Raw genomic sequence first — 26940 nt, forward strand, 5'->3', positions numbered from 1 at the left:
ATGATCAGGTTGATAGGTCAGAGATGGAAGCGTGGTGACACGTGGAGTTGACTGATACTAATCGATCGAGGACTTAACCTAAACGAAAAGCGGAGAAAGCTCGTTTAAACCGATAGGATGTTGGAGCTTCTGGCGGAAGAGACGATAGTCTCAACAGAGGAAGCGAAACAGCCGTACGGTTTGGCTTTCACAGCTAGACAATCAAGAAAAGCGGAGAAAGCTCGCTCATATCCATAGGGCATTGGAGCTTCTGACAGAGAAACCGCTCTTTGGTTTCGTCGGAAGACGCGAAATGACCGTAGGATATAGCTTGCGCAACTGGACAATGAAAAGCACAACACGCTTTCCTCAGCAACGTGTTATCTAGTTTTGAAGGAACAACCTTCATATAGTCTGGTGATGATGGCGAAGAGGTCACACCCGTTCCCATGCCGAACACGGAAGTTAAGCTCTTCAGCGCCGATGGTAGTTGGGGGTCTCCCCCTGTGAGAGTAGGACGTCGCCAGGCTATTGAAACCCCTATATTTAATGATTGGGGGTTTTTTATGGTTTTTATTTGGCCCGTTGGTCAAGTGGTTAAGACACCGCCCTTTCACGGCGGTAACACGGGTTCGAATCCCGTACGGGTCATCTTAAAGGATGGCAGACTAAGTTCGCGACGTCCCTGCCGCAACGTCTGCACTTGCACATCCTGTGCATCGGAGGATTAGCTCAGCTGGGAGAGCACCTGCCTTACAAGCAGGGGGTCGGCGGTTCGATCCCGTCATCCTCCACCATTATATTGGGCTATAGCCAAGCGGTAAGGCAACGGACTTTGACTCCGTCATGCGTTGGTTCGAATCCAGCTAGCCCAGCCATTCATTATTCATTGATGAGCCATTAGCTCAGTCGGTAGAGCATCTGACTTTTAATCAGAGGGTCGAAGGTTCGAGTCCTTCATGGCTCACCACCATTAGTAAAGATATCACTTGCGGGTGTGCCGGAACTTGTCAGAAGGCGCACAGGACTTAAAATTCAGCGGTAGATGACTGCCGTACCGTTAGGATGTTTGATTCCCATCACCCGCTCAATTATTATTTCCTTTGTTTATGGGCCTATAGCTCAGCTGGTTAGAGCGCACGCCTGATAAGCGTGAGGTCGATGGTTCAAGTCCATTTAGGCCCATTAATTTATATATGAGCTAATTAAAAAAGCATTGAGTGAGTACTCACTCAATGCTTTTTTTGACTGTTGAGAAAGTTCTTGCACTTGTTAACAAATACCTTTTTTAAAAAAATAGAACGTCAAAAATTCGGTTCGTATAGAGTACGGATGAAACTATTATGAAATTGATTCATTTAATTTTTAGTATTATTTTGCTATATATTTCAGATGTATTTGCTATAGATCTTGCTCTTATTAATGACAAATAATGATTTTTTTGCATTATTTTGTCGAAAAAACATTGAAAATTTTATTTGAATTGATATAATCTAAATCGAGATTAAAAAAAATAATTTTGCAATAGGTTTATAGTACCAATTATATAAGGAAGAAAGGTACCACAGTTTGATGGGAAACAGAGTGCCTGTCACCAGTTAAACAGTACTTTATCATAAATGAAGAATTTTGGTTTTTTTGTAAGGGACCTGCAGAAGAACTAAAACGCTTTCTGTTTCTAGGTGGAAAATCTACAAACAGTAAGCGTTTTTTATTTATTTGATAAAGTCCTATATTGGATATGTAACACTATGATTTTTAATACAGAATTTGAATTAAATTAGATCGTTCAGCAATGAGCGTTCAACGAAAATACCATAGGTACCAGAATATATGGCGGGGATTATAGGTATTCATGGAAGATTTATTTGCATCCTTAAGTGACATAGAGTCCATTAGAAGCCAAATAGCTCAAATTCATGAGGGTGTCACAGCGTAAACGAATGGGTATAAAGATAAGTTTTTGAGAGGGGAAAATATGATACTTCAAACAAAAGAGGAAAAACACAGAAGAAACCGTAAGTCCAAATTAAAGTTGAAATTAGGAACAAAGATCAATTTAATCGTTTTAGGAATTATCCTATTTTTATCGTCAGTAGTAGCAACTATTGTTATTCAGCAAGTAACGATAGGAATAAAACAGTTTGCGGTAGAAAAGGCAAAAGGAGATTTAGGTTTAGCCCATCGGTACATAAAAAATAAATACCCTGGTGAGTGGATGATTAAAAACGGAAAGTTATATAAAGGCTCAACCGTTATGAACGAAAATTTCGAGGTCGTTGATAAAATAGGGAAAGACACCGGGGATACGGTCACGATTTTTCAAGAAGAGACTCGAATATCAACAAACGTCACGAAAGATGGCGGGCGGGCTATCGGAACACAAGTATCATCAGAAGTAGCAAATTCCGTATTGAAGAGGGGTGAAAACTACTATGGAGAAGCTGAGGTCGCAGGGAATTGGTATCAAACGGCCTATATGCCCCTTAAGGACCGTAACGGAGAGGCAATCGGAATTTTGTATGTAGGAGCCTCCCAAAAAATTATCGATACAACGATAGCCTCGTTTCTCAAGATATTTGTCATGGTGCTGGTTGTGGTGATTCTCCTTTCAGTCCTGGTAACGTTATGGTTCACACGTAGGTTAAAGAAGAGATTAACAGCCATTTCACATGCATTGGATATGGCAGGAAAGGGAGACTTTACAACGGACGTTGTAGATGATGCCGGAGATGAACTAAGCGATCTTTCGAACAGCTATAATTCTATGAAAGAAAACCTGCGTAGCATGATTCATGAAGTACTGCAAACATCTGAACAAGTTGCAGCTTCATCGGAAGAGCTAACTGCCGGTGCTGAGCAAGCAAGTAAGGCCACGGAACAAATCACAGAAGCGATTCAAGAAGTAGCTAATGGGGCTGAAACCCAAATGGTACATGTAGAAGAAAGTGCAAATTCCTTAGAAGAGGTAACCATTGGCATTCAACATATTGCAGAAAATTCTTCATCCATTGCAGAATCTGGTACACAGTTAACAGAACAAGCTAAACAGGGCGGAGAGTATGTAGGGAAGACGGCGCAACAAATAAATGCGATTCATCAATCCGTGGACGTAAGCGGAGAAGTCATTGAGTTGCTGGATAAAAGATCGCGGGAAATAGGCAAAATCACAAAGGTTATCACAGACATTGCCAATCAAACCAACTTGTTAGCATTAAATGCAGCAATTGAAGCTGCACGGGCCGGGGAGCATGGCAAGGGATTCGCGGTTGTGGCAGATGAAGTCCGTAAACTTGCCGAGCAATCTCAGCAGTCGTCTACTCAAATTTCGGAACTCATTAAAGAAATTCAAGTAGATATGGCCCGTTCAACTGATTCGATCAACCAAGTGAAAGCAGATGTGCAAGATGGACTGGGAATTGTCGAAAAGACTCAGGCAAGTTTTAAAGAAATCCTTGATTCAATGGAGAAAATAGGGGCACAGATTGATGAAATGGCGGCAACGACAGAGCAAATATCAGCTGGTGCCCAAGAGGTAAGTGCAACTGTTGATGGTATCACGACCATCTCAAGGGAAACCTCCATGCATTCCCAAAGCGTGGCAGCTTCAACGGAAGAACAGTTGGCTTCCATGGAAGAAATTACAGCGTCGGCTAACTCCTTATCCAAAATGGCGATGAACTTACAAGAACTCATGTACAAATTTAAAGTATAATTTAGATTACAAAGCCTGATCATGATTAAGCTGAGAGTGTAGAGAAAGGGAGATTTTTTCTTTACACTCTTTTCATTTTGGGAGACTTGAAATATCATGATGTCAGAACAGAAAGGCCATGAATAGCATAAACGGTAAAAACTGATGTTGAAAAATTAAAGGACCGGTCATGAAAGTCCAGCAAAATCAGAGGATTCCGTGACGGGTCCTTTCAGTAAAGATCAATTTTTATCATTAATTCGAGACTTATGGGACAGCCTCCTTAATTTTTCAACCTCTATCACTAGGCTTTTTTCTATTCGCATCTTTCTGTTCTCTCATCTTGAATGAGCTTACAAAGGTTCTCGGATTCATATACAGGGAGAAGGCGTATTCTAATAAAAGAATAACAATAGTTGCATCTAGCATAAAACCATGATATCGTTATAAACATACTAATTGACCATTTTGTTATTTTGGTCAGAGTGGAGGCGGAAAAGTGGCGATTGATCGTAGACAGTCAATCATTCAAGCAGCGACAAAATCCTTTTCCTTATTTGGCTATAAAGCAACCACAATGGATCAGGTAGCTAAATTGGCCAATGTCGGAAAAGGGACCATTTATACATTTTTTAAAAACAAAGAGGAGCTGTTTGATGAAATTGTATCATCCATGATTATGGAAATGAAAGAGGCAGCAGATCAGGTGATGGACCGTGATCGATCTTTTTTCGAAAATGCCCACCAGGCGCTTTATTGTATTCTAGAGTTCCGAAAACAACATCAGCTTATGATTAAGCTGACACAAGAAGAAAAGGAAATGGGCACACCAGCTGTACAAGAAGTGATGGAGCGGGTTGAGATTGCCATCGTTTCTTATATCAAGCAAAAGATTGAAGCAGCGATTCAAAAAGGAGAAATCCGGGAATGTGATCCTGAGATTACGGCTTTTCTCCTCATTAAAATGTATATTGCCCTTGTCTCGGACTGGGAAAAGCGTCACGAACCTTTATCTAAAGAAATGATTGCACAATTAATTGAATTTTATTTATTGCGTGGATTATCAATGTAGATGGTCCATCTTTTATGGTTTAAAATGACCAAATGAATAAAACGGTCAAATGTTGAAAGGTGAAAAATTCAATGAATAAATAGGTTATATTTTCTTATTCGAGAGGACAGGAGGTTTGTCATGAAAGGTTTGTCAACGCTAATAGAGGAATTTTCAGCAGTGGTTAAAAATCGTAAAATTTTAATTTCTGTTATTGGTGTGTTATTCGTCCCTTTGCTTTACAGCAGCGTGCTTTTATGGGCTTTTTGGGATCCATACGGTCATGTAGATAAATTGCCTGTAGCCGTGGTAAATGAAGATAGGGGTGCAACAATGGATGGCGAAAAGCTAAATATAGGGGATGAGCTGATTGACAATTTAAAAGAAGAGAAGAAATTCGATTGGAAGTTTGTAAGCAAAGAGGGAGCCCAAAAAGGACTTACCAGCCAAAAGTATTATATGATAATCGAAATTCCGAAAGACTTCTCTCAAAATGCTACAACTCTGAAAGAGGAACATCCGAAGAAATTAGATCTGATTTACACAGCAAACGAAGGATCTAACTTTTTATCTACTAAAATCGGGGATTCAGCCATTGCACGGATCAAGGAAGAAGTGTCGAATAATATAACAGAAACTTATGCGGAGACAGTTTTTGCGGATATTAAAGATGTATCAAAAGGATTAGCAGATGCAAGCGAAGGAGCCGGCAAGCTACATGATGGAATCGATTCAGCGAAAAATGGAGCAAATGACCTTCAAGGAGGAATCGATAAAGTCAAGAATGGAATAAATGAAGTCCATGGAGGAATTGATAAGGCTAAAAATGGAGTAAACGAGCTTCACAATGGTATTGATTCAGCTCAAAACGGGGCAAATGAAATCCACGGAGGAATTGACAACGCTAAAAGCGGAGTGAACGAGCTTCATAATGGCATTAATTCAGCTGAAAATGGAGCAAATAATCTTTACAATGGGATTGACTCAGCAAAAAGTGGAGCGGATAAACTTAATAAAGGAATTAATGAAACGAGTGAGGGAGCCGGCAAGCTTCATATAGGTATTGAGGATGCCAAAGGCGGAGCAGAAACTATTTCTTCTGGATTAGATCAATCGCTTGCCGGGATGAATGAGCTGAATGGCAAATTGCCGCAATTGACAAGTGGTTCCGAGAAAGTAAGCGAAGGAGCCGGCCAATTGGCATCTTCTTTAACTCAATGGACTGAAGGTGCACAAAGTGTAAAAGACGGTGCTGCCCAAGTGAGTGCAGGACTAGATGAAATGATTCAAAAAATTGGTGGTATGATCGCTCAAACAAGCGACCCCCAACAAAAAGCAGTTCTTCAATCAATGAAAGATAATTTGACCAAGTTAGCTGCTGGAAATGAGCAGGTAGAGGGCGGATTAAACGAGTTGTCAGCTTCTGCTTCAAAAATGAAAGACGAAGCAGAGGGTCTATCAGCAGGAGCCAATCAGCTTCATCAAGGACAATTAGCGCTCGGTGATGGAATGAAGCGTTTAATCCAGGGGCAAGAACAGTTAGCAAATGGAAGTAAACAGCTATCTTCAGGACTAGGTGAATTGGCAGTTGGTTCAGCTAAACTACAGGATGGTACAAATAGACTTGCTTCAGGTTCTGGTGAACTTGTCAATGGAATGAGCAAGCTAGCTGATGGTTCCGGTGAGCTGGCAAATGGGATGAATAAGTTATCAGACGGTTCCGGTGAGCTGGCAAATGGGATGAACAAGTTATCAGACGGTTCTGGCGAGCTGGCAAACGGCATGAACAAACTATCAAGCGGTTCCGGTGAGCTGGCAAACGGCATGAACAAACTATCAAGCGGTTCCGGTGAGCTGGCAAATGGGATGAACAAGTTATCAGACGGTTCCGGTGAGCTGGCAAATGGGATGAACGAGCTATCGGAAGGCTCAAACGAATTGGCTTCCAAGCTTTCTAATGGTGCGAAAGAAATGAGTGATGTAAAAGCAAATGATGAGGTGTACAATATGTTTGCAGACCCTGTGGATGTGAAAAATACAAAAATCAACAAAGTTCCAAACTACGGTACAGGGGTTGCTCCTTATTTTGTATCACTAAGCTTATTTGTCGGTGCTTTAGTAATTTCAATCGTCTTTCCGTTTTATGAGCCGGCCAATGTTCCGAAGAATGGATTTAGTTGGTTTATCGGAAAGTTTGGTATCCTTGCTGTAGTAGGAGTTATACAAGCATTGTTGGTAGACGCAATCTTATTAGTTGGTTTAGGCATGGAAGTACAAAGTGTTCCGCTATTCCTTCTATTTAGTGTCTTCACGAGTCTGACGTTCATGGCGCTGATTCAAATGCTTGTGACCCCTTTAGGCAATCCGGGACGATTTATAGCGATTATCATTTTAATTTTGCAGCTCTCAACAAGTGCAGGAACTTTCCCTCTGGAATTAATACCGGCTGCGCTCCAGCCTTTCCATAGCTGGCTGCCGATGTCCTACTCAGTGGCTGGATTTAAAGCAGTCATTTCAAGTGGTGACTTTGCATTCATGTGGAACAATGCAACGGTTTTATCCATGTTCCTGGTCATTGCCGCTGCGGGTACAATCACATACTTGACCATACAGCACAAACGTAAATTTAGTGCAATGGTTGAGGAAAAAGGCAATACAATCAATTCTTAAAAGTAAACAAGCTCTTTCCTTGAAAATGGGAAAGAGCTTTTTATTTACGGGTGTAAAATATTGTTTTTAATCATCTGTGGCTCAATTATATACGGAAAAATTGTGTAATCATTTTCTTTTTTTATTCATGATAGGTCCGTTCCCTTTTTTTAGAAAGGGACGATCCTATTATGAGTTCAATATTTTCCACCCTATCGGTCAATGTAAGCAGTTTCATAAAAATTTCAATTCACTAAAATAAAGATATGGGAGGTGCAAGAGGATGAATAATCAGAGTAAGTTGGAAAATATGGAGTTAGTTCCCTTGAATAATCAGAAGAAAGTGAAAAGCCAGGAGGCAGTTAACACAAATAGTCAGAGGAAATTGAAAAAGGCAGGGTTGTTCGCCCTATTTGTAGGTCCGGCCTTTTTAGCATTTACCATCATTGTATTAATTCCTTTCTTTACAGGTGTTTATTATGCCTTTACAGATTGGAACGGTGTAACGGGAAATATTCACTGGGTCGGATTTGATAATTTTAAATATTTATTTACAGAGGACAAGCAATTTCAGAAGTCCTTCTGGATTACAACTAAATACACGGTAGTTGCCATTATATTAACCAATATTGTAGGATTCGGATTAGCGTTGCTTGTTACGCAGATGCTGAAAACAAGAAATATGTTACGGACGGTATTTTTCCTGCCGAACTTAATTGGTGGTCTTCTATTAGGATTTGTTTGGCAGTTCATTTTTGTAAAGGGCTTTGCGTCAGTTGGACAATTAACAGGTATTTCTCTTTTTGAGTTACCTTGGCTGGGGGACGCCAAAACCGCTTTCTGGGGTATCGTGATCGTAAGTGTATGGCAAGGTGCAGGCTATATTATGTTGATCTATACAGCTGCATTACAGAATGTCCCGCAAGAATTAATTGAAGCAGCTAAAATTGACGGGGCCAACAGATGGCAAATTCTTCGTCACATTACGATGCCGATGGTAGCTCCGGCTGTGACGGTATGTCTATTCTTGACGATTTCATGGTCATTTAAAATCTTTGACGTAAACTTATCGCTGACAAATGGCGGTCCATTTAAATCGACAGAAATGTTAGCGCTTAACATTTATACAGAAGCGTTCGTAAACAACCGTTACGGTCTCGGTGAAGCAAAGGCTTTAATCTTCTTCATCGTAGTAGCAGCCATTACGACCATTCAAGTTATGTACACGAAGAAGAAGGAGGTTGAGTCATAATGGAAAACAAGTATACAGGAAAAACATTCATCCTTGAAATCTTGGCAATTCTACTTGGCCTTGTGTTTCTAGTCCCATTCTATTATGTTGTATCAAACTCCTTGAAACCATTTGCTGAAATTTTGACAAACACATCAGCTTTACCGTCGGTATTACAGTTTCAAAACTATGTGAATGCATTCCAGCAAATGAATTATGTAAAAGTATTCACAAACTCGCTCATTATTACAGTAGCAAGTAACGTAATCATCGTTGTATTTTGTTCAATGGCAGCATACATGCTTGTAAGAACTAAAAAGAAAATCAGTAATGTCATTTTCATGATTTTCGTAGCAGCAATGGTAATCCCCTTTCAATCTATCATGATTCCGCTTGTAAAAGTAGCGGGTAACATGGGATTATTAAACAGCATCTGGGGCCTGGTGTTCATGTATTTAGGCTTTGGATCGGGGATGACAATCTTCTTATATCACGGTTTTATTAAGGGGATTCCAGTAGAGCTTGAAGAGGCTGCGATTATTGATGGATGTTCACCATTGGGCGTATTTTGGAGAATTGTCTTCCCGTTATTAAAACCGATTACCGTCACAATCGTCATCTTAAACAGCTTATGGATTTGGAATGACTTCCTATTGCCATTACTTGTGCTTCAGGATCCTGAATTGAGAACGATTCCATTAGCAACGTTCTTCTTCTTTGGTCAATATACAAAACAATGGGATTTAGCACTGGCAGCATTAGTAATCAGCATCATTCCATTATTAATCTTCTTCTTTGCGATGCAAAAACACATTATTAAAGGTATTACAAGCGGATCAATCAAATAATTTTGTTCATTTTTCACTCTATTGTTCACGATCATCCCCTTTGGGCAGGGAATGATCATGATACGATAGGTGCAGCACTGCAGTCATACATCGGGGGCCACACTTCTCTAAGGAAAAGCTTTGGACAGCAGCTGGGCTAAGCTTGAAAAAACCGTAGGTAAATCACAGGCTCTCCTTCAGAAAGGGGAGCGTCTTCTTTCTAAAATTTCTGCATGATCAAGCATGCTACAAGTAAACCAACAAAATAACGAAATCAATATATTCCACTCTATTGTTCAATATCGTCACCTGTTCAAAGGGGAGGATATTAGTACAATATTATTAAAGCGACAAGCTTAAAAATCAGGGGGTAAACAAAAATGTCACCAAAAATGAAAAGGTTTCCATTAGTAGCGGGTATGTTATCATTCTCACTTCTTTTCGCAACTGCATGTTCTAATAATGAAGCATCTGGCGGTAAAGAAAAAGCTTCAGGCGGCAAAGGGGAAGAAGTAGTCGTTGATATGTTCCAATTCAAAGTTGAGATTGCCGATCAATTGAAAGCGCTAACAGATGAGTATACAAAAGAGCATCCAAATGTGAAATTCAATATCCAAACCGTGGGCGGCGGTGCTGACTATGCTGCTGCGCTAAAAGCTCAATTCGCGTCTGGTAATGAACCTGATATCTTCAACAACGGCGGTTATCAAGAAGCTAAGATTTGGAAAGAAAAATTAGAAGACTTATCTGATCAACCGTGGGTAAAGGATGCATATGAAACAGCATTAGAGCCCATGACAATGGACGGTAAAGTATACGGACAACCATTGAACCTTGAGGGCTACGGATTTATTTATAATAAAGATTTATTCAAAAAAGCGGGGATTACAGAAACACCAAAAACGTTATCAGAGTTAGAAGCAGCTTCGAAAAAGCTTAAGGCTGCAGGCATCACTCCATTCTCAGTCGGTTACGGCGAGTGGTGGGTAATCGGTCAACATTTGTTAAACCTAGCATTTGCCCAACAAGAGGATCCAGATGCATTCATCAAAGGATTGGATGAAGGTACAGCTAAAATTGCTGGTAATGAAAAATTTGACCAACTTGTAAACCTATTAGACTTAACCGTGAAATATGGTAACAAAAATCCTTTAACAACTGATTACAATACTCAGGTAACACAATTTGCCGCTGGTGAAACAGCAATGGTACAACAGGGCAACTGGGTACAGCCAATGATCGACAAAATCACTCCAAATATGAACATTGGCTTCATTCCGATGCCGATCAATGATGATGCAGCAGCAAATGATAAGTTACAAGTCGGCGTACCAAACAACTGGGTAGTCAATAAAAATGCACCGGATGCTGACAAACAAGCAGCAAAAGACTTCTTAAACTGGATGGTTTCATCCGAAACCGGTAAAAAAGCTTTAGTTGAAGATTTCAAATTCATCCCTGCGTTCAAAATGATTGAAGCAAAAGGAATCGGGCCATTAGGTGAAGATATTGTGAAATACTCTAACGAAAATAAAACACTTTCTTGGAACTGGTTCAAGTTCCCGAATGGTGCAACACAAGAATTTGGTGCAGCAATGCAAGCTTATGTTGGAGGCCAAACTTCTAAAGAAGAGATGCTTAAGGCTTTCGACGCCACTTGGGCTAAGTTGAAATAATAACAAAGTATAAAAAACTCCCTTTCCTCCAGGAAAGGGAGTTTTTTATAGGAAAGATATATTGAATTCTGGTAATTAAAGCTTTATTGTAATGGAACAATGGAATTATTGTACAATAAATAAGCCCTCTCCCTTTTCTTGTTACAATGATATAGAATGTTAATAAAGAATGAAAGTGTTTCGAAGGAGGATTATATGGGATGGAGCATTCGTAAAAAACTTATTATCTTTCTAATGATTGTAACAGTTCTTCCTTTTGGAGCATCAATCGCCATTACTTATTATCATACAAAGGAGTCTTTAAAGGATCGATTTTTATCTACGAACTATCATGTCGTTGAAAACGGCAAAGATGATATCATGACATACTTGCGGGATATGTCCCAGATAACTTCAAGGCTTTATGGGTATAATCCGTTTATGAATGTGCTAAGGTACGGGGTTTCCAGCGATTTGCGCCAAAACCAGGAAGAAGTGAACCGGATCCTTATGTACTTATTTCATACACGGCCGGAAATAGAACAAATGCACCTTTATATTCATAAAGACAACGACTCATATACTATCTATCATTCAAGGTTAAGCGGCCGCGGTAAGTATGAGGAAGTCTATACGCATCCGTACTATTTTCGTTTAGGGCAATCCAACGATTATACGGTAATAGAACCGCCGCATATGATTTACAGTTATAATAATTTGTCTGTTATCCCAGAGTCTGAAATGAAAAACGTTTTAAGCTTTCATAATATGATAAGAGATGTTCCGTCAGATCGTTTTTTAGGCTTTTTATCTATTGATATTAACCTTTCACAATTGGGAGCCATTGCCGATCGTTTATATACGAAAGGAGCAGAAGATTTTTATATAATGAATGAAGACGGGATTGTCGTTTACTCTTCTGAACAAAAATTAATAGGAGAGGAAAATAAAGAAGAGTGGTTTCAACATGTGAAAAAAGCCTCTTCATCAAGTCATAACTTGGAATGGAAAGATGACCAATTTTCGGGTGTTATTGTGCATGAAAAATTTCCCGCACCCTTCAAAGGCTGGGTTATCGTAAAAAGAATTCCTTATGACCTTCTTTATAAAAGTGCCAGAGACACTGCCTTTATTAATATTTTAATTGGCATCATTACATTGATGATTGTTGTACTGGCCACAATGGCCGTTTCCATTAAATTCACTTCACCTATTAAAGTGCTGATCGAGAATATGAAAAGGGTGGAAAAAGGTGAATTTCAAGCCGACTTTGATTCGTTAGGAAATGATGAATTCGGCATGCTGGGAAGGCATTTTAAATCAATGATTACGACTATCAATGATTTGATTCAAAGGGAATATAAATTGGAAATTGAAAATAAATCCACGCAGCTGCGTGTATTGCAGTCACAAATCAACCCGCATTTTCTTTATAATGCATTGCAGTCAATTGGGACATTGGCCTTAAAGCACAAAGCGGTTCAAGTGTATTCACTATTGACTTCATTATCAAACATCATGAGATACAGCATGAATATGAAAGAAGATGTTGTTTCGTTTATCCAGGAAGTACAACATGTCAAATCTTATTTAGTTCTGCAAAAACAGCGATTTCATGACCGGTTTGAGTATGAATTGAACATTCGAGATGAAGTTAAAAACATCCTCTTACCGAAAATGATTTTACAGCCAATTGTAGAAAATTGCTTTAAGCATGGGTTTGATCAGAAGGTGGAGAAAGGACTTATTTATATCGATGCTTTTCTGAAAGATCAAGGAAGCGTTTGCATTTCCGTTAAAGATAATGGGAAAGGAGTAAATGAGGAAGAGTTAAAAAGCATTCAAAGTGAGATAATGGGTATAAACCATCTAAATAGTAAAAAGAGAGAAGCAATCGGGTTGAAAAATATTTATGATCGCCTGCAAATTTATTATAGTCATCAGGCAAAAATGACGATTGAAAGCAATGAAAACGACGGCTTTACTGTCATCATTGAAGTGCCGGCAGTCATGAGTAAGGAGGTGCAGCCTTCATGAGAGCATTAATCGTAGATGATGAACAACACGTTCGTGAAGGAATCAAATTACTGGGACAATGGGATGAACAAGGGATTGAGGAAATTTTTGAAGCAGAAAATGGGGAAGAAGCCATTGACCTCATCCAACAATATAAGCCGGCCATTATTTTTACAGATATGAAAATGCCGAAAATGGACGGAATTCAGCTTTTGGAATGGATCAAAAACAATCAGCCAAGCAGTAAAACAATTGTAGTCACAGGATACGATGATTATCACTATATGAGAAAAGCGATTCATTTTGGCAGTGCGGATTATATTTTAAAGCCGATTGATCCAGAAATTTTAAACCATACACTGGAAAGTGCCGTAGCGGATTGGAAGAAAGAAGAGGCAAGCCGTAAAAAAGATAAAAGCAGTCATCAGTTGATGAATGAAATGAAGCCTGTATACCGTGATCGAAAATTAACTCATTTGCTAAATAGTCAAGAAGTCAATAAGTCTCTGTATGAGGAGTTTAGCTTTCATGTTGCCCAAAATTACGAAGTGGCCATCGTCCGGGTAAACGGAAAAACAATTGAAGCGTTTCAAGGAGATCGTGATTTAGCGTATTTCACGGTGCTAAATGTTATTAATGAGATATTAAGTGAAAAACAATGCGGCATTGGCTTTCGCTATTTATCCAATAAAGGGGAAATCGTCATTATCTTTTGGGATAAATTTGATCAGGGGGATGAAATATTAAGATGTATTTATGATGCTTTAAAGCGGTCAATTAAGGTATCATGTCCCATGGCTTTAGGGAAACTTGTCCATCAAAGCTCGAAACTCATCGATTCTTATAAACATGCCAAGCAGGTGTTGTTGAGTCGGAATGTGTTGGATCAAAAAGAACAAAGAGTGTATATAAAAGAAAATGAGGAACAAGCTTCTTTAACCAATTTAATGGATTATTCTTCTTCGATTGAGCGGGTTGTACAGGCAGGTGAAATGAGGGCATTTGACGAGGTCATCGAACAGATTTTAAAAGAATTTAAAGAAACAGGCTTTTTATCTCTCAAACAGCTCTTGCATTTCGAGAAAGAATATCAGGTAATGAGCCATCGATGGCTGAAAAAGTATCATGTTCCTTACTCTGTGACAGACCAGATTGAAAAACAAATAGATTTCTTTTTCGATAAAAATGGGGCCTTTCAATTAGATCAATATATAGACCGGAAAAAACGGGAGATTTCCCTCTTTTTAAAGATTGTTAAACGGCACTCCCTTCAAAAGAACAAAAATGTCATTTATGAAATTGAACAATATCTTCAAGCCAACTTTGATCGGGATGTCAAACTTCAGGAAATAGCTGAACGTTTTTACTTAAGCAGGGAGTATATTTCACGGAAATTCAAACAAGAATTTGATGAAAATATTTCCGACTATTTAGTAAAAATAAGAATGAATAAGGCAAAATCATTGCTGAAAAACAGTCAGTTGAAAATTTATGAAATTGCCAACATGATTGGGTATCAAGATGATAAATATTTTCGTAAGGTGTTCAAAAAGATAGAAGGTATTACCCCTAATGAATATAGAGCTTCTCATATATAAAAACAGACCTGTGTTATAACACAGGTCTGTTTTTATAGTTTAAGAGAAAGTGAGTCTATCAATCAACGACATGTAAACAATGGTCACATTTGTTACCATAGCATTCATGCTGCTCTTCAATCTCTTTTCCGCATTCCACGCATTTTTTTGTAGGTAGGTTTTTGAAAAATTCCGACATTTTTACTAACATTTAACTCGCCTCCGTTATCTTTGTTGGTTTAATTGTATTATAACAGGTGTATGGTTGTCAACAATGTTTTATAACAAAAAATAGAATGTGTTATAAAACAGGGAAGGGAGAATCAAATAATTGATAAGCGTTTTAATACGTCTTTTTAGTTCAATTCGGTTATACTAATCTTTAGCATATACTCGTCGCGTTCTTAGTCCGCCAACGCATATCAGAGCCAAACAGCCGGCTCCGCTTTTCTTTATTTTCAAATGAGGGAAGGCTAACACTAAAACAGCAGAAAAAGGTGAAAAGAATGAAGGTAACAGTAGTAGGCTTTTGGGGAGGATACCCGGAAAAAAACGAGGCAACATCAAGCTATTTATTTGAACATGAGGGATTTAAATTGCTGGTAGACTGCGGAAGCGGGGCAGTTGCACAGCTTCAAAATTATGTATCGCCAATTGATTTAGATGCGATGATCCTTTCCCACTATCACCATGATCATGTCGCTGATGTAGGCGTTTTACAATATGCAAGGCTCATTCAGTCTTATCTCGGAAAAGATGTTCCAGAGCTTCCCGTGTATGGACATGTATATGATGAGAACGGTTTTGCTCGTTTGGAGATGCCTAAAGTGACAAAAGCGTTATCATATGATTTGGCACACTCAAAAAAGATTGGGCCGTTTACAATCAACTTTCTAGAAACGAAGCACCCGGTCACTTGCTTTGCCATGAGAATTACAGCAGCTGAACAAACCGTTGTGTATACAGCGGACTCTAGCTATATGGAAGAATTTGTTTCATTTTCCGAGAATGCCGATTTATTAATTTGTGAATGCAACTTTTATAAAGAACAGGATGGAACAAATGCCGGCCATATGAACAGTAAAGAAGCTGGACAGCTTGCCCGAAAGGCGAAGATAAAAGAACTGATGCTGACCCACTTGCCTCATTACGGCGAGCTTGAGCAGCTTGTGGCAGAAGCGAAAGAGCAATTTGGGGGACGCATAACGCTTGCGAAGAGCGGATTAGTATGGGGAAGAGAATAGTTGATATCCGACATTATTTCGGAAATATTACAAAAGAGCAATTCATTGAATTAGTTTATTAAAAGAGAGATTGTCTTTAAAAATTAAGAAGGAAGAAACGGAGATATTTTTGGTACTGCTAGGCTAGTAAAAACAGGCGGGTTTAATCAAACGTTTGTTTAATAAGGAAAGGCAACAAAATCAAGGCTTTGGAGAAAATCATGAATACATGAAGGAGAAAAGTGGTTAGGAGGAAGACTCTTGACCACTTTTTTGAAATGCGTAAAAAGATTCACTTTGCTATCTTGTTATGTTAGTTTTTGTTAAATATAATATATTTAGAATATTTTAATAATACAAAGATAGTTTAATGAATGATTATTCATTCATTAAACTACCAAAGGGAGTGAGAGTGTGAATTTATCATCACAATTGCATGCTACTGCTCTTCAACATGCAAACAAGCATGCATACGTGTTTCAAGACGAAGCTGTTACCTATTTAGAGTTAGATGCGGCCGTGTCCCAATTTGCGGGTGGACTAGAGAAAATGGGTTTGAAAAAAGGCGATCATATTGCTATGCTGTTAGAAAACTCGCCCTATTTTGTAGTCGGATTATATGGTGCATTGCGTTTAGGTGCAACTGTTATTCCTATTAATCCCGTATATACAGCAGATGAAATCACCTACATTCTGAACAATGGTGACGTTAAAGCCGTCATTGCACTTGATGTGCTTACTCCTCTGTTGCAAGATATTGAACCGCTACTTCCAAGTGTCGATCATTTCATCACATGTGAAACACCCCAGCAGCAAGAAGACACCCAGTATGAAAAGAAATCATCATTTTTCGGAAAAATGAAACCGTTTACAGAATTGTTATCCTCAGGAGAGGCAATATTTGAACCTCCAGCTGTTGAAGAAGAAGAAACTGCTGTTATTTTATATACATCAGGGACAACCGGTAAACCAAAAGGGGCGATGTTAACGCATAAAAACCTATACAGGAATGCAAAAGATATCGCTGACTTCCTAAATATACATGAGCAAGATTGGGTCATGGCTGTATTGCCGATGTTTCATGTATTTTCCTTAAGCGTTGCATTAAATGCCCCTTTAATGAATGGGGGAACCGTTATCATTATGCCGAGATTTAGTCCGGCAGCCGTTTTTGAGACGATTCGAAAGCATAAGGCTACGATTTTTGCCGGTGTTCCAACCATGTATAATTTTTTGCTGCGATATCCTGAGGGGAAGCAAGAAGATGTTCAGACGTTACGGCTTTGTATTTCTGGAGGATCCTCTATGCCTGCAGCGCTATTGAAAGCATTTGAGCAAAAATTCAATGTCATTATTTCAGAAGGATATGGACTGTCTGAAGCCTCGCCTGTTACATGTTTCAACCCGCTTGATCAACCGCGTAAACCGGGATCCATCGGGATGAATATTGTCAATGTAGAAAATAAAGTAGTGGATGAGTTTGGTGAGGAGGTACCGGTAGGACAAGTTGGAGAGCTGGTCGTCCGCGGCCCAAACATCATGAAAGGGTATTATAAAATGCCGGAAGAAACCGCCCGCACAATTAAGAAGGGCTGGTTGTATACAGGGGATTTGGCAAGGATGGATGAAGACGGATATTTTTATATTGTCGACCGTAAGAAAGACATGATCATTGTTGGAGGATATAATGTTTATCCGCGTGAAGTGGAAGAAGTACTATACGGGCATCCATCTGTTGTAGAAGCAGCGGTCATCGGGATTCCTGACATGGACTTCGGGGAAGCGGTGAAGTGTTTTGTGGTCGTAAAAGATGCTTCCCTGACAGAAGAGGAGTTAATGGCCTACTGCCGTGAGCACCTAGCAAAATATAAGGTTCCGAGTGAAATTGACTTTTTGGATGAGCTCCCGAAAAATACAACAGGAAAAATTTTGCGAAGAGCGTTGAAGCAACAGTTGCTGGAGCAATGATGACAAAAGAGTTACCGGTGAAAAAGGGTTTTGTTCATTCGTATAGAAACAATATTGTGAACGCTAACAAAGGTGGTGTGAAAAATGAGTGCTATACGATATGAGGTAAATGGGCATGTTGCGAGCATTACATTAAATCGTCCTGAAGCATTGAACGCCTTCAATTATGAAATGTTGCTTCAATTAGAGGAAGCGGTAGAGGCTATTCGCCTCAATCAAGACATACGCGTTGTCACTGTAACTGGAGCCGGGGAGAAGGCTTTTAGTGTGGGTGCTGATTTGAAAGAAAGAAAATCATTGACTCCTGAAGAAGTGAAACGAAATATTTATAAAATTGGCGAAGTATTTTCAAAGATTGAACAGCTGCCTCAGCCTGTCATTGCCATTTTGAACGGCTATGCATTTGGGGGGGGGATGGAGTTGGCTCTTGCTTGTGATTTCCGGATTGCTGCTGATAATACGCTTGTTGGATTAACAGAGACAAGTCTGGCTATTATTCCAGGAGCGGGAGGTACCCAGCGTCTTCCTCGCTTAATTGGAGAAGCAAGAGCTCTGGAGTTGATTTTGACTGCCCGTAAGCTTTCCACAGTTGAGGGATATACATACGGCTTGTTTATGGAAGTTGTACCTCCAGCACAGCTGGAGGAATCTGCTCAGCGTCTAGTGGATGCAATGCTGCAAAATGGGCCGGTTGCGCTGCAGCAAGCAAAGTTTGCCATTAAGGAAGGAATGAAGGTAGATTTACAAACAGGTCTTCATATTGAAAGAAAAGCATATGAACTAACCATTCCAACGGAAGACCGGATGGAAGCATTAACGGCTTTTGGCGAAAAGAGAAAACCTGTATTCAAAGGAAAATAAGGAAAAGCTCTAACACTATGGAAAGAAATGTGGAATCAGGGCCTCTCACAAAATGAATCGTCGTGGAGAATCTAAAATTTCCATGACGATTTTTTTTATTACGATCGGTCTTTTTTCACAGACCAGGATATAAATCCACATAAATCATTGAACATGAGCAAAAAGCGCTCTCATGTTCAATGATTTACGCATAAGCGGCTGGCAGGCTCCCTTACGGATTCTTGCCAGCCGCTTATACGAAGACCTTTGTAAGCCTGCTCAAGGTGAGAGAACAGAAAAGCGCAAATTGAAGAAGGCTCGATGACAGAGGTTAAAAAATTAAGTAGGACTTATATATAACTTCAACTTAATTTTTTAACATCATCTATCGCTTGTTATCCCGTTTATGTTCCTTTGTTTGAACATCCTGAATAGACTCAAAAGGTTCTCGTATAAGGCTTCGGCAAGGGCCCGCAAGGGAAATGGGCGAAGCCTTATGCGTAAATCATGTAGCGTGGACCGTTTTTGTCCGTGCTACATGATTTATGTGGATTCATATAGTTAGAGCGTAAAAGTAGGAAAATGATAATTAAAATTTTTAAAAAATTCTTGAAATTATTTTTGTATAGGTTATAATTTATCGCATAAAAGCATAGACGTGTAAAAGTCAAAAAGTGCGTGTAGGGGGAATTATGGGATGATAAAGAGAAAAAGAACCATGGCAGGTGCGGCATTAGCAATGTTATTGCTCGCATCCGGCTGTAATTCAAGTACGAATACGACAGCGAAAAATGAAGGAGAAAAAAAGCAAGATTCGTATGTAATCGGGGTTACACAAATTGTGGAACATGATTCATTAGATGAAGCGTATAAAGGTTTTCAGGCCGCATTAAAGGACAAAGGGCTGGAAGTAGAATATGATGTGCAAATAGCTCAGGGTGATATGAACAACAATCAGACGATTGCCCAAAATTTTGTCGGTGACGATGTGGACTTAATCTTTGCAAACTCGACACCTAGTGCGCTGGGAGCACTGAACGCAACGAAAGATATTCCGATTGTTTTTACATCTGTAACGGATCCGGTTGGAGCCAAGCTCGTGAAATCATTTGAAGAGCCTGGCACCAACATTACAGGTACAACGGATACGCATCCGGATGCCATTCCGAATACGATTAAATTTATTGATAAATATGAAAAGGGAACGAAAATCGGGATGATTTTCAATTCCGGTGAGCAAAACTCTGTGGCACAAATAAATATGGTGAAAAAGGCGATAAAAGGAACGGATTTGAAGCTTATCGAAGCCCCGGTTTCTACGTCGGCTGAAGTGAAGCAGGCAGCAGAATCACTCGTTGGAAGTGCTGACGTGATCTATATCATTACAGATAACACGGTTGTATCGGCCCTGGAGTCTGTCATTAAAGTGGCAAGTGACGAAGATATTCCGCTTTATGTAGGCGAGCTGGATTCAGTTAAGCGCGGAGGGTTTGCGGCATACGGCTTTGACTACTATGACATTGGCTACCAGGCCGGGGAAATGGCAGCAAGCATTTTAACAGGGGAGAAAAAGCCTTCTGACATCCCGGTTCAGTATCCGGATAAATTGAAGCTTCTTATCAATAAAAAAGCCGCTAGTGATATGGGAGTTGAATTATTGAAAGAATGGGATAGCGAAGCAGAATACATTGAATAGAATATGAAGATAATCATCTAGGAGAAACGGGGGAGAAACATGTTTACAGCCGTGTTTGGCTCAGTGGAAGCGGGTCTTATGTACGCTATTATGGCACTCGGTGTTTACATTTCATTTCGCATTTTAAATATTCCTGATTTAACAGTAGATGGCAGTTTCGTAACAGGGGCCGCCATCGCCTCTGTTTGTATTGTAAACGGGGTTAATCCGGTGCTCGCTTCTATTTTGGCGCTGATCGGTGGCTTTGCAGCGGGAAGTATCACAGGTCTTCTTCATACAAAGGGAAAGATTAATGCATTGCTGTCCGGGATTTTAATGATGATTGCCCTTTACTCAATCAACCTAAGAATTATGGGGAAATCGAACATTCCGATGTTGCAGGAAGAAACCATCTTTACATCCATTACCAATATGTTTAGTACTGTCGATAAGAGCGTTAATGGCTTATTGGCTCAAGCAGGACTAGCAGGGTTTATTCCAAAAACGTGGGCGATTGCATTTTTGATGATCATGGTAGTTGCAATCTTAAAGACTGTGCTCGACCAATTCCTCAAAACAGAAGTAGGTCTTGCACTAAGGGCGACAGGAGACAATCTAGATATGATCCGCAGCTTTGGGGGACATACGGACTCATATATTATTGTAGGCCTTGGAATTTCCAATGCCCTGGTTGCTTTTTCAGGAGCGCTTGTAGCGCAGTACAGCGGCTTTAGTGATATCGGAATGGGAATCGGGATGATTGTCATCGGTCTTGCTTCTGTTATCATCGGTGAAGCCATTTTCGGCACGAAAAAAATAGCAAGAGCGACCCTTGCCGTCATTGGAGGCTCCATTATCTACCGTTTAATAGTAAGTCTGGCGTTACGCGTCAAGTTTTTGGAAACCGGGGATATGAAATTAATTACAGCGGCAATTGTTATCTTAGCGCTGCTTCTTCCAAAAATGATGGCTAATTATCAGGAAAAGCAACGGAAAAAAGCAAGATTGGCAGAAAAAGTGAAGATTGCAAACAGGGGTGAGAGAATTGTTGCAACTAAATCAGATTTATAAAGTGTTTAATGAAGGAACATCAGATGAAAAGATAGCCTTGCAAAATCTCTCTCTTTCCTTAAAAAAAGGAGATTTCGTTACCGTTATCGGGAGTAATGGGGCAGGAAAATCAACATTAATGAACATTATTTCCGGCCGCTTACAAACAGATACCGGAGAGGTAGTCATCGCCGATAAAAATGTTACATCCCTTCCAGAGCACCAGCGGGCCCGCCTTATAGGACGCGTTTTCCAGGATCCGATGGCCGGCACAGCTCCTTATTTGACCATTGAAGAGAATTTAGCGATTGCATATGCAAGAACAAGAAGGAGAACATTGACTTTCGGGGTGACGAAAAAGCGGCTTGTTTTTTTCAAAGAACAACTAGAACGTCTCCAACTCGGATTGGAAAATCGGCTCGATGCAAAAGTAGGACTGCTTTCAGGGGGGGAACGCCAGGCCCTTTCCTTGTTGATGGCTACTTTTACAGAGCCGAGTATTTTGCTGTTGGATGAGCATACGGCAGCGTTGGATCCTTCAAGGGCGGAACTTATTACACAGCTTACAAAAGAGATTGTCGAACGCCTTCACTTAACGACTTTAATGGTAACTCATAATATGCAGCAAGCTTTATATTTAGGGAACAAGCTCATCATGATGGACAAAGGGCAAATTATCTTTGAAGCGAGTGACGAACAAAAACAAGAACTGACCATTGAATCATTGCTGCAAGAATTCCAGCGTATTCGTGGGACACAATTATCGAGTGACCGGGCATTGCTTGTATAATATCATAAATCCACATAAATAATGGGACACGGATAAAGACATCCGTGTCCCATTATTTATGTCAAATTATTTATGTGAATTTATATAGTTCTAAAAATAATTGGGGGACCTACAATATATAATATAAACAGGTTGTACAAAAGGGGGGATAACATGAGAAAACTCATAGGCTGGGCAGCAATTGCCTTTTTGGCATATACCGTTTTTATGTGCGTTTATTTATTTTATTTGAGTGATACGTCCATACCTGCCCAGTTAAAAGGGTCAAGTGTGGATCCTGCAACATTTATGACACCAAGGGAGCTTTTACTAAGCGAGGAATTTTCGCAAATTAAAAATTTGCTCTTTTTTATCGCCATTCCTTATAAGTGGTTGATTCTCATTTTGATTCTTTGCTTCGGCTTTTCACGTAAGTTTAGCACGTGGGCAGCCGCCATCAGCAGTAAATCATTTATTCAGACAGCGATTTATGTATTTTGGTTTTCTTTTTTAACATTTATTTTGTTTTTTCCACTTGATTTTCTTGGCTATGAGGTATCCAAACGGTATCGGATTACAACTCAGACTTTTCAAGACTGGATGAAAGATCAAATGACTACCTTTTGGTTAAATTATGGATTGATGCTGGTTATTGTGTTTGTAGTGTATATACTTATCCGTAAGTTTGAAAAGCGCTGGTGGCTTTATGCTTGGCTGTTATCCATCCCTTTTACGATTTTTTTAACCTTTATTCGGCCTGTGATTATTGATCCTCTTTACAATGACTTCTATCCACTGAAGAATAAAGAGCTGGAAACGAAAATATTGGCGCTTGCAAAAGAGGCTAATATTCCTGCTGAACATGTATATGAAGTCAATATGTCTGAAAAAACCAATTCGTTAAATGCTTATGTCACCGGAATCGGAAGCAATTCACGCATTGTTTTATGGGATACTACCTTAAATAAACTGAAAGAAGATGAGATTTTATTTATTATGGGTCACGAAATGGGACACTATGTGATGAAGCATATTTACTTTGGGGTTGGGGGCTATTTGTTGTTATCCCTAATAGGGCTTTATATAACGAGACATTTGGTGGTTTGGATTTTTAGAAGAGGAAAAGATACGTTACGCATTAAGGATTTCACAGACATATCTTCTTTGCCTCTTCTTTTACTGGTGTTCTCCATCCTCTCGTTTGCCGCAAGTCCGCTTACAAACGCTGTCTCCCGTTTTCAGGAACATAAAGCAGATGAGTATGCAATTGAGATGATAGGGAATAAACAAGCGGCGGTTTCTAGTTTTCAAAAGTTAACAAAAGCGGGCCTAAGCCAGGTAAATCCACCAAAGCTCGTAAAAATCTTCCGTTATAGTCATCCAACTATTCTAGAACGCATTGACTTTATTGAGAAGTATGAAGATGGGGGATGAACCGTCATGAGAAACTCAGTAAAATCAGGAGTTACTTGACGGTTCATTTTTTAGTTAATAAACAAGATTATCTTTCTTTTTAGGACTTATAAGACAGTTCCGTTTGTTTATTTGCTTGTTAAAACACATAAGGCATGAAAATTTTGTGGTAAAAGGGAACTCTCCAGCGTACGTATGAGAAAGGCTGTAATAGAACAGGAAAAAATTTGTGAAAAATATAAAAATAGGCTTTTTATTTAACGTTATCTGTTATATAATAACAACGTAGAGAAAAAACTGTATTATAACAATAGGAAGGAGAGTGCTTATTGGCTTATTGAATGAAGATTGATACAACCGGCAGATAAATTATCGGTAAACTACCCCAGATTGCCTCAAGATCTTAACACCAGATGCGCTTCAATTTTTTGAAACTACTTCAGCTTAAGTTCAACTCAACAAGAAAAGACTTACTCCAAAATCGAAAAATAAGGCAAGGAGAGATTGACGCGGAGCGGCACCGATTGATCCCTTGATGGAAGATGCCGCGACAGTTGAAACGTCCATGATTTCTTCATGATCAGAGGGGATGAAATTCTTTGATCATATTAAACTACCAAAATAATTAGGGGGATGTTAAGATGAGAGATCCACGTATCCAAAAACTTGAAGAGAACTGGAAAAACGAAGAGCGCTGGAAAGGGATTACAAGACCTTACTCGGCTGAAGACGTGATTCGTTTAAGAGGTTCTATCGATATCGAATATACATTAGCACGCCGTGGAGCAGAAAAGTTCTGGAACCTTCTTAATACGGAGGAATATGTTCATGCGTTAGGTGCTTTAACGGGTAACCAGGCTGTTCAGCAAGCGAAAGCCGGTTTGAAAGCGATATATTTAAGTGGATGGCAAGTAGCGGCTGACGCTAACTTATCCGGTCACATGTATCCGGACCAAAGCTTGTATCCGGCTAACAGTGTCCCCCATGTTGTAAAACGTATCAATCAAGCCCTTCAACGTGCGGATCAAATTCAACACATTGAAGGAGAAGGAGATATCGATTACTTCCTCCCGATCGTGGCAGATGCTGAAGCGGGATTCGGCGGTCAGCTTAACGTATTTGAACTTATGAAAGCGATGATCGAATCAGGTGCGTCGGCCGTTCACTTTGAGGACCAGCTATCGTCTGAGAAGAAATGCGGCCACCTGGGCGGGAAAGTATTGCTGCCAACACAAACGGCAGTGCGCAACTTGATCTCTGCTCGTCTTGCAGCAGATGTCATGGGGACTCCAACTGTATTAATCGCTCGTACAGATGCCGACGCAGCGGATTTAATTACAAGCGACATTGATCCTGTAGATCGTGAATTTATTACAGGTGAACGCACGGCAGAAGGCTTCTACCGCACTAGGGCGGGAATTGACCAAGCAATCGCTCGGGGGCTTGCCTACGCACCGTATGCCGATTTGGTCTGGTGCGAAACATCGGAGCCGAATTTGGAGCAAGCGCAGAAGTTTGCGGATGCGATTCATGCCAAGTTCCCTGGAAAACTGCTGGCATATAACTGCTCTCCATCTTTCAATTGGAAGAAAAAATTGGATGAAAAAACAATTGAAACATTCCAGCAGCAAATTGCAAAAATGGGATATAAATTCCAATTCGTTACATTGGCCGGTTTCCATGCTTTGAACTACAGCATGTTTGAATTAGCAAGGGGCTATAAAACAAGAGGAATGGGTGCATACTCGGAGTTGCAGCAAAAAGAGTTTGCAGGTGAAGTATACGGCTATACAGCAACAAGACATCAACGTGAAGTGGGAACAGGATATTTCGATCAAGTGGCACAGGTAGTATCGGGGGGAACCTCTTCGACAACGGCGTTAAAGGGGTCAACGGAGGAAGAACAATTTACAAAAGCATAAAACATGGCACAAAAAGAATCCTTCATGCGAAAGCGTGAAGGATTTTTTTATTGGCTAATAAGCGAGGATATGGCTCCCTTCTTAACCGAATAAGGATATGAAGGCATTCGCCTAAAAGATTTGGCGAATCAAAGGTTTTTCTAAATTTTATTGACTGAAAAGCTTCTCTTTTTAAGTTGCTTTTGCTAATAGAGTTTTGTATTTTGTAGAAAGTAACTCAAATTGCTGTTTGTCTCTCATGTCGAGTGCATCATTAATTTGGCTTTCTAACCTTTCTTTTTGATGGAGAAAAATCGATTCATCAATCACCATGTCAATATAGACATCGAGGATTTTCCTTACATTCGCTTCCATTTTTGCATGAGCTAACGACTTCATCATTTCCGTATAAGATTTTTCATGTTTCATGAGAAATCACCCCTGAAGCCTTTTTATTATTATATAGACCCACATTGCAAAAAACAACTTTTTTCTGATTTTTTAGAAAAATTATTTTGCTCTTATAATAAGCATTCTGTGTTTCCTTTAAGACGAGAAAGAAGAGGCGGCGTCCTGTCTTTTCTTCCTTAAGTTTTGAGCAAGTGTTGTTTAGAGTGGAAATTTTTTTGCGATTAAATTTTTTTAAAGAGGGAATTGGTTGTAAAATAGAATGTAGAATGGACGAGTATGTAATAAGGAGAAATTGAATGGAATCACTACAACAATTTTTTTCGTTGGAATATATTTTAAAGTTATTGGAGGATTATCGGGCGCTTGGGCCTGTTCCAGGGCTTTTACTGCCAATGCTTGAAGCTTTTTTGCCTATCCTTCCTCTTTTTGCGTTCGTGATGGCTAATGCGGCTGCTTTCGGGTTGTGGCAAGGTTTTTTAATTTCATGGATCGGTGCATGTATAGGAGCATTTTTGGTATTTTTCCTTGTTAGGAAATATGGTCAAGAACAATTTTTTTCATTCTTAAGCCGACATGGACAAATCCAAAAAATTATGGGATGGGTGGAACGCCATGGATTTGGTCCTCTATTTTTAATGTTATGTTTCCCGTTTACTCCATCCGCAGCCATTAATATAGTGGCCGGGCTCTCGCGTGTCAGCATGATCCAATTTGGTTTAGCTGTGTTAGGCGGAAAAATGGTCATGATTTTTATCATGAGCTTTATAGGGGCAGACTTGAAATCGTTTTTTGTACAGCCAATACGAACGGCTGTTGTCGCGGCTGTGATTTTTGCGCTTTGGTTCATTGGAAAACGAATTGAAGTCCGCTTGAATTACAAACTTAAACAAAGAAATTATGAATAAAAGAGCTGCTTTTCGTCTATTGTGTAACAAGCAGTTTCTTTAAAAAAGACGGATGTTCCAGTGAAATGTCCGTCTTTTTCTTACTAATAAGGAAAAACAGAGACCG

Annotated in this window: 20 protein-coding genes, 5 tRNA genes and 1 rRNA gene; 24 read left to right on the top strand and 2 right to left on the bottom strand. The window is 39.7% G+C overall.

Annotated features, from left to right (window positions below):
• Positions 1 to 392: 392 nt before the first annotated feature.
• The 14 genes from rrf (at position 393) to ACFOU2_RS09090 (ending at position 14700) form a co-directional block, all read left to right on the top strand.
• Positions 393 to 508, top strand: a 5S ribosomal RNA gene (gene rrf, locus ACFOU2_RS09020).
• Positions 509 to 558: 50 nt separating this feature from the next.
• A tRNA-Glu gene (locus tag ACFOU2_RS09025) sits at positions 559 to 630 on the top strand.
• A gap of 70 nt (positions 631 to 700) precedes the next feature.
• A tRNA-Val gene (locus tag ACFOU2_RS09030) sits at positions 701 to 776 on the top strand.
• Between the two features lie 6 nt (positions 777 to 782).
• Positions 783 to 857, top strand: a tRNA-Gln gene (locus ACFOU2_RS09035).
• A gap of 16 nt (positions 858 to 873) precedes the next feature.
• Positions 874 to 949, top strand: a tRNA-Lys gene (locus ACFOU2_RS09040).
• 141 nt (positions 950 to 1090) lie between these two features.
• Positions 1091 to 1164: transfer RNA gene (locus ACFOU2_RS09045), tRNA-Ile, on the top strand.
• A 793-nt stretch (positions 1165 to 1957) separates the two neighbouring features.
• Positions 1958 to 3694 carry a methyl-accepting chemotaxis protein gene (locus ACFOU2_RS25690; RefSeq protein ID WP_449237047.1) on the top strand — a complete coding sequence of 579 codons (1737 nt, stop codon included), beginning with the start codon at positions 1958 to 1960 and terminating at the stop codon, positions 3692 to 3694.
• 478 nt (positions 3695 to 4172) lie between these two features.
• Positions 4173 to 4745, top strand: a complete 573-nt coding sequence (locus tag ACFOU2_RS09060) for a TetR/AcrR family transcriptional regulator (protein WP_377914330.1) — start codon at positions 4173 to 4175, stop codon at positions 4743 to 4745.
• A 120-nt stretch (positions 4746 to 4865) separates the two neighbouring features.
• Entirely contained in the window at positions 4866 to 7394 is a 2529-nt protein-coding gene (locus tag ACFOU2_RS09065) for a YhgE/Pip family protein (RefSeq protein WP_377914332.1), read from the top strand.
• A 262-nt stretch (positions 7395 to 7656) separates the two neighbouring features.
• On the top strand, positions 7657 to 8625 hold the full coding sequence (locus ACFOU2_RS09070; RefSeq protein WP_377914334.1) for a carbohydrate ABC transporter permease: 969 nt from the start codon (positions 7657 to 7659) through the stop codon (positions 8623 to 8625).
• Complete coding sequence (locus ACFOU2_RS09075; RefSeq protein WP_377914336.1) at positions 8625 to 9452, top strand: carbohydrate ABC transporter permease; 828 nt, start codon at positions 8625 to 8627, stop codon at positions 9450 to 9452. The genes ACFOU2_RS09070 and ACFOU2_RS09075 overlap by 1 nt, the downstream gene beginning before the upstream one ends.
• 359 nt (positions 9453 to 9811) lie before the next feature.
• On the top strand, positions 9812 to 11107 hold the full coding sequence (locus ACFOU2_RS09080) for an ABC transporter substrate-binding protein (RefSeq protein ID WP_377914338.1): 1296 nt from the start codon (positions 9812 to 9814) through the stop codon (positions 11105 to 11107).
• Between the two features lie 195 nt (positions 11108 to 11302).
• Positions 11303 to 13123 (top strand): sensor histidine kinase, encoded by a 1821-nt coding sequence (locus ACFOU2_RS09085; RefSeq protein WP_377914340.1) that lies wholly within the window; start codon positions 11303 to 11305, stop codon positions 13121 to 13123.
• Entirely contained in the window at positions 13120 to 14700 is a 1581-nt protein-coding gene (locus ACFOU2_RS09090; protein ID WP_377914342.1) for a response regulator, read from the top strand. Before ACFOU2_RS09085 ends, ACFOU2_RS09090 begins: the two co-directional genes overlap by 4 nt.
• Before the next feature lie 58 nt (positions 14701 to 14758).
• On the opposite strand, the gene yhfH is transcribed toward ACFOU2_RS09090, so the two are convergent.
• On the bottom strand, positions 14759 to 14890 hold the full coding sequence (gene yhfH / locus ACFOU2_RS09095) for a protein YhfH (RefSeq protein WP_377914344.1): 132 nt from the start codon (positions 14888 to 14890) through the stop codon (positions 14759 to 14761).
• A 295-nt stretch (positions 14891 to 15185) separates the two neighbouring features.
• Between yhfH and ACFOU2_RS09100 the strand changes: the two genes are divergently transcribed.
• The 9 genes from ACFOU2_RS09100 (at position 15186) to aceA (ending at position 25539) form a co-directional block, all read left to right on the top strand.
• Entirely contained in the window at positions 15186 to 15923 is a 738-nt protein-coding gene (locus tag ACFOU2_RS09100; protein ID WP_377914346.1) for an MBL fold metallo-hydrolase, read from the top strand.
• Between the two features lie 393 nt (positions 15924 to 16316).
• Positions 16317 to 17870, top strand: a complete 1554-nt coding sequence (locus ACFOU2_RS09105; RefSeq protein ID WP_377914348.1) for a fatty acid--CoA ligase family protein — start codon at positions 16317 to 16319, stop codon at positions 17868 to 17870.
• An 84-nt stretch (positions 17871 to 17954) separates the two neighbouring features.
• Complete coding sequence (locus ACFOU2_RS09110) at positions 17955 to 18731, top strand: enoyl-CoA hydratase-related protein (RefSeq protein ID WP_377914350.1); 777 nt, start codon at positions 17955 to 17957, stop codon at positions 18729 to 18731.
• A 676-nt stretch (positions 18732 to 19407) separates the two neighbouring features.
• Positions 19408 to 20406, top strand: coding sequence for an ABC transporter substrate-binding protein (locus ACFOU2_RS09115; protein WP_377914352.1), 999 nt, complete (start codon positions 19408 to 19410; stop codon positions 20404 to 20406).
• A gap of 39 nt (positions 20407 to 20445) precedes the next feature.
• The gene (locus tag ACFOU2_RS09120) at positions 20446 to 21456 is read left to right on the top strand and encodes an ABC transporter permease (protein ID WP_377914354.1); all 1011 of its coding nucleotides are present in this window, start codon (positions 20446 to 20448) and stop codon (positions 21454 to 21456) included.
• Entirely contained in the window at positions 21431 to 22225 is a 795-nt protein-coding gene (locus ACFOU2_RS09125) for an ABC transporter ATP-binding protein (protein ID WP_377914356.1), read from the top strand. The genes ACFOU2_RS09120 and ACFOU2_RS09125 overlap by 26 nt, the downstream gene beginning before the upstream one ends.
• A gap of 153 nt (positions 22226 to 22378) precedes the next feature.
• Positions 22379 to 23638, top strand: a complete 1260-nt coding sequence (locus ACFOU2_RS09130; protein ID WP_377914358.1) for a M48 family metallopeptidase — start codon at positions 22379 to 22381, stop codon at positions 23636 to 23638.
• Between the two features lie 392 nt (positions 23639 to 24030).
• Complete coding sequence (locus ACFOU2_RS09135) at positions 24031 to 24153, top strand: hypothetical protein (RefSeq protein WP_377914360.1); 123 nt, start codon at positions 24031 to 24033, stop codon at positions 24151 to 24153.
• A gap of 105 nt (positions 24154 to 24258) precedes the next feature.
• A complete protein-coding gene (aceA, locus tag ACFOU2_RS09140; protein WP_377914362.1) occupies positions 24259 to 25539 on the top strand; it encodes an isocitrate lyase in 1281 nt (426 codons plus the stop codon).
• Positions 25540 to 25710: 171 nt separating this feature from the next.
• Here the strand turns inward: aceA and ACFOU2_RS09145 are convergent, their stop codons facing one another.
• Positions 25711 to 25947, bottom strand: coding sequence for an IDEAL domain-containing protein (locus ACFOU2_RS09145; RefSeq protein ID WP_377914364.1), 237 nt, complete (start codon positions 25945 to 25947; stop codon positions 25711 to 25713).
• Positions 25948 to 26225: 278 nt separating this feature from the next.
• Here ACFOU2_RS09145 and ACFOU2_RS09150 point away from each other — a divergent pair, with 278 nt between their 5' ends.
• Complete coding sequence (locus ACFOU2_RS09150) at positions 26226 to 26834, top strand: TVP38/TMEM64 family protein (RefSeq protein WP_377914366.1); 609 nt, start codon at positions 26226 to 26228, stop codon at positions 26832 to 26834.
• Positions 26835 to 26940 lie beyond the last annotated feature (106 nt).

It is taken from the genome of Bacillus songklensis (assembly GCF_042649685.1).
Taxonomy (GTDB): domain Bacteria; phylum Bacillota; class Bacilli; order Bacillales; family Bacillaceae_H; genus Bacillus_BA; species Bacillus_BA songklensis.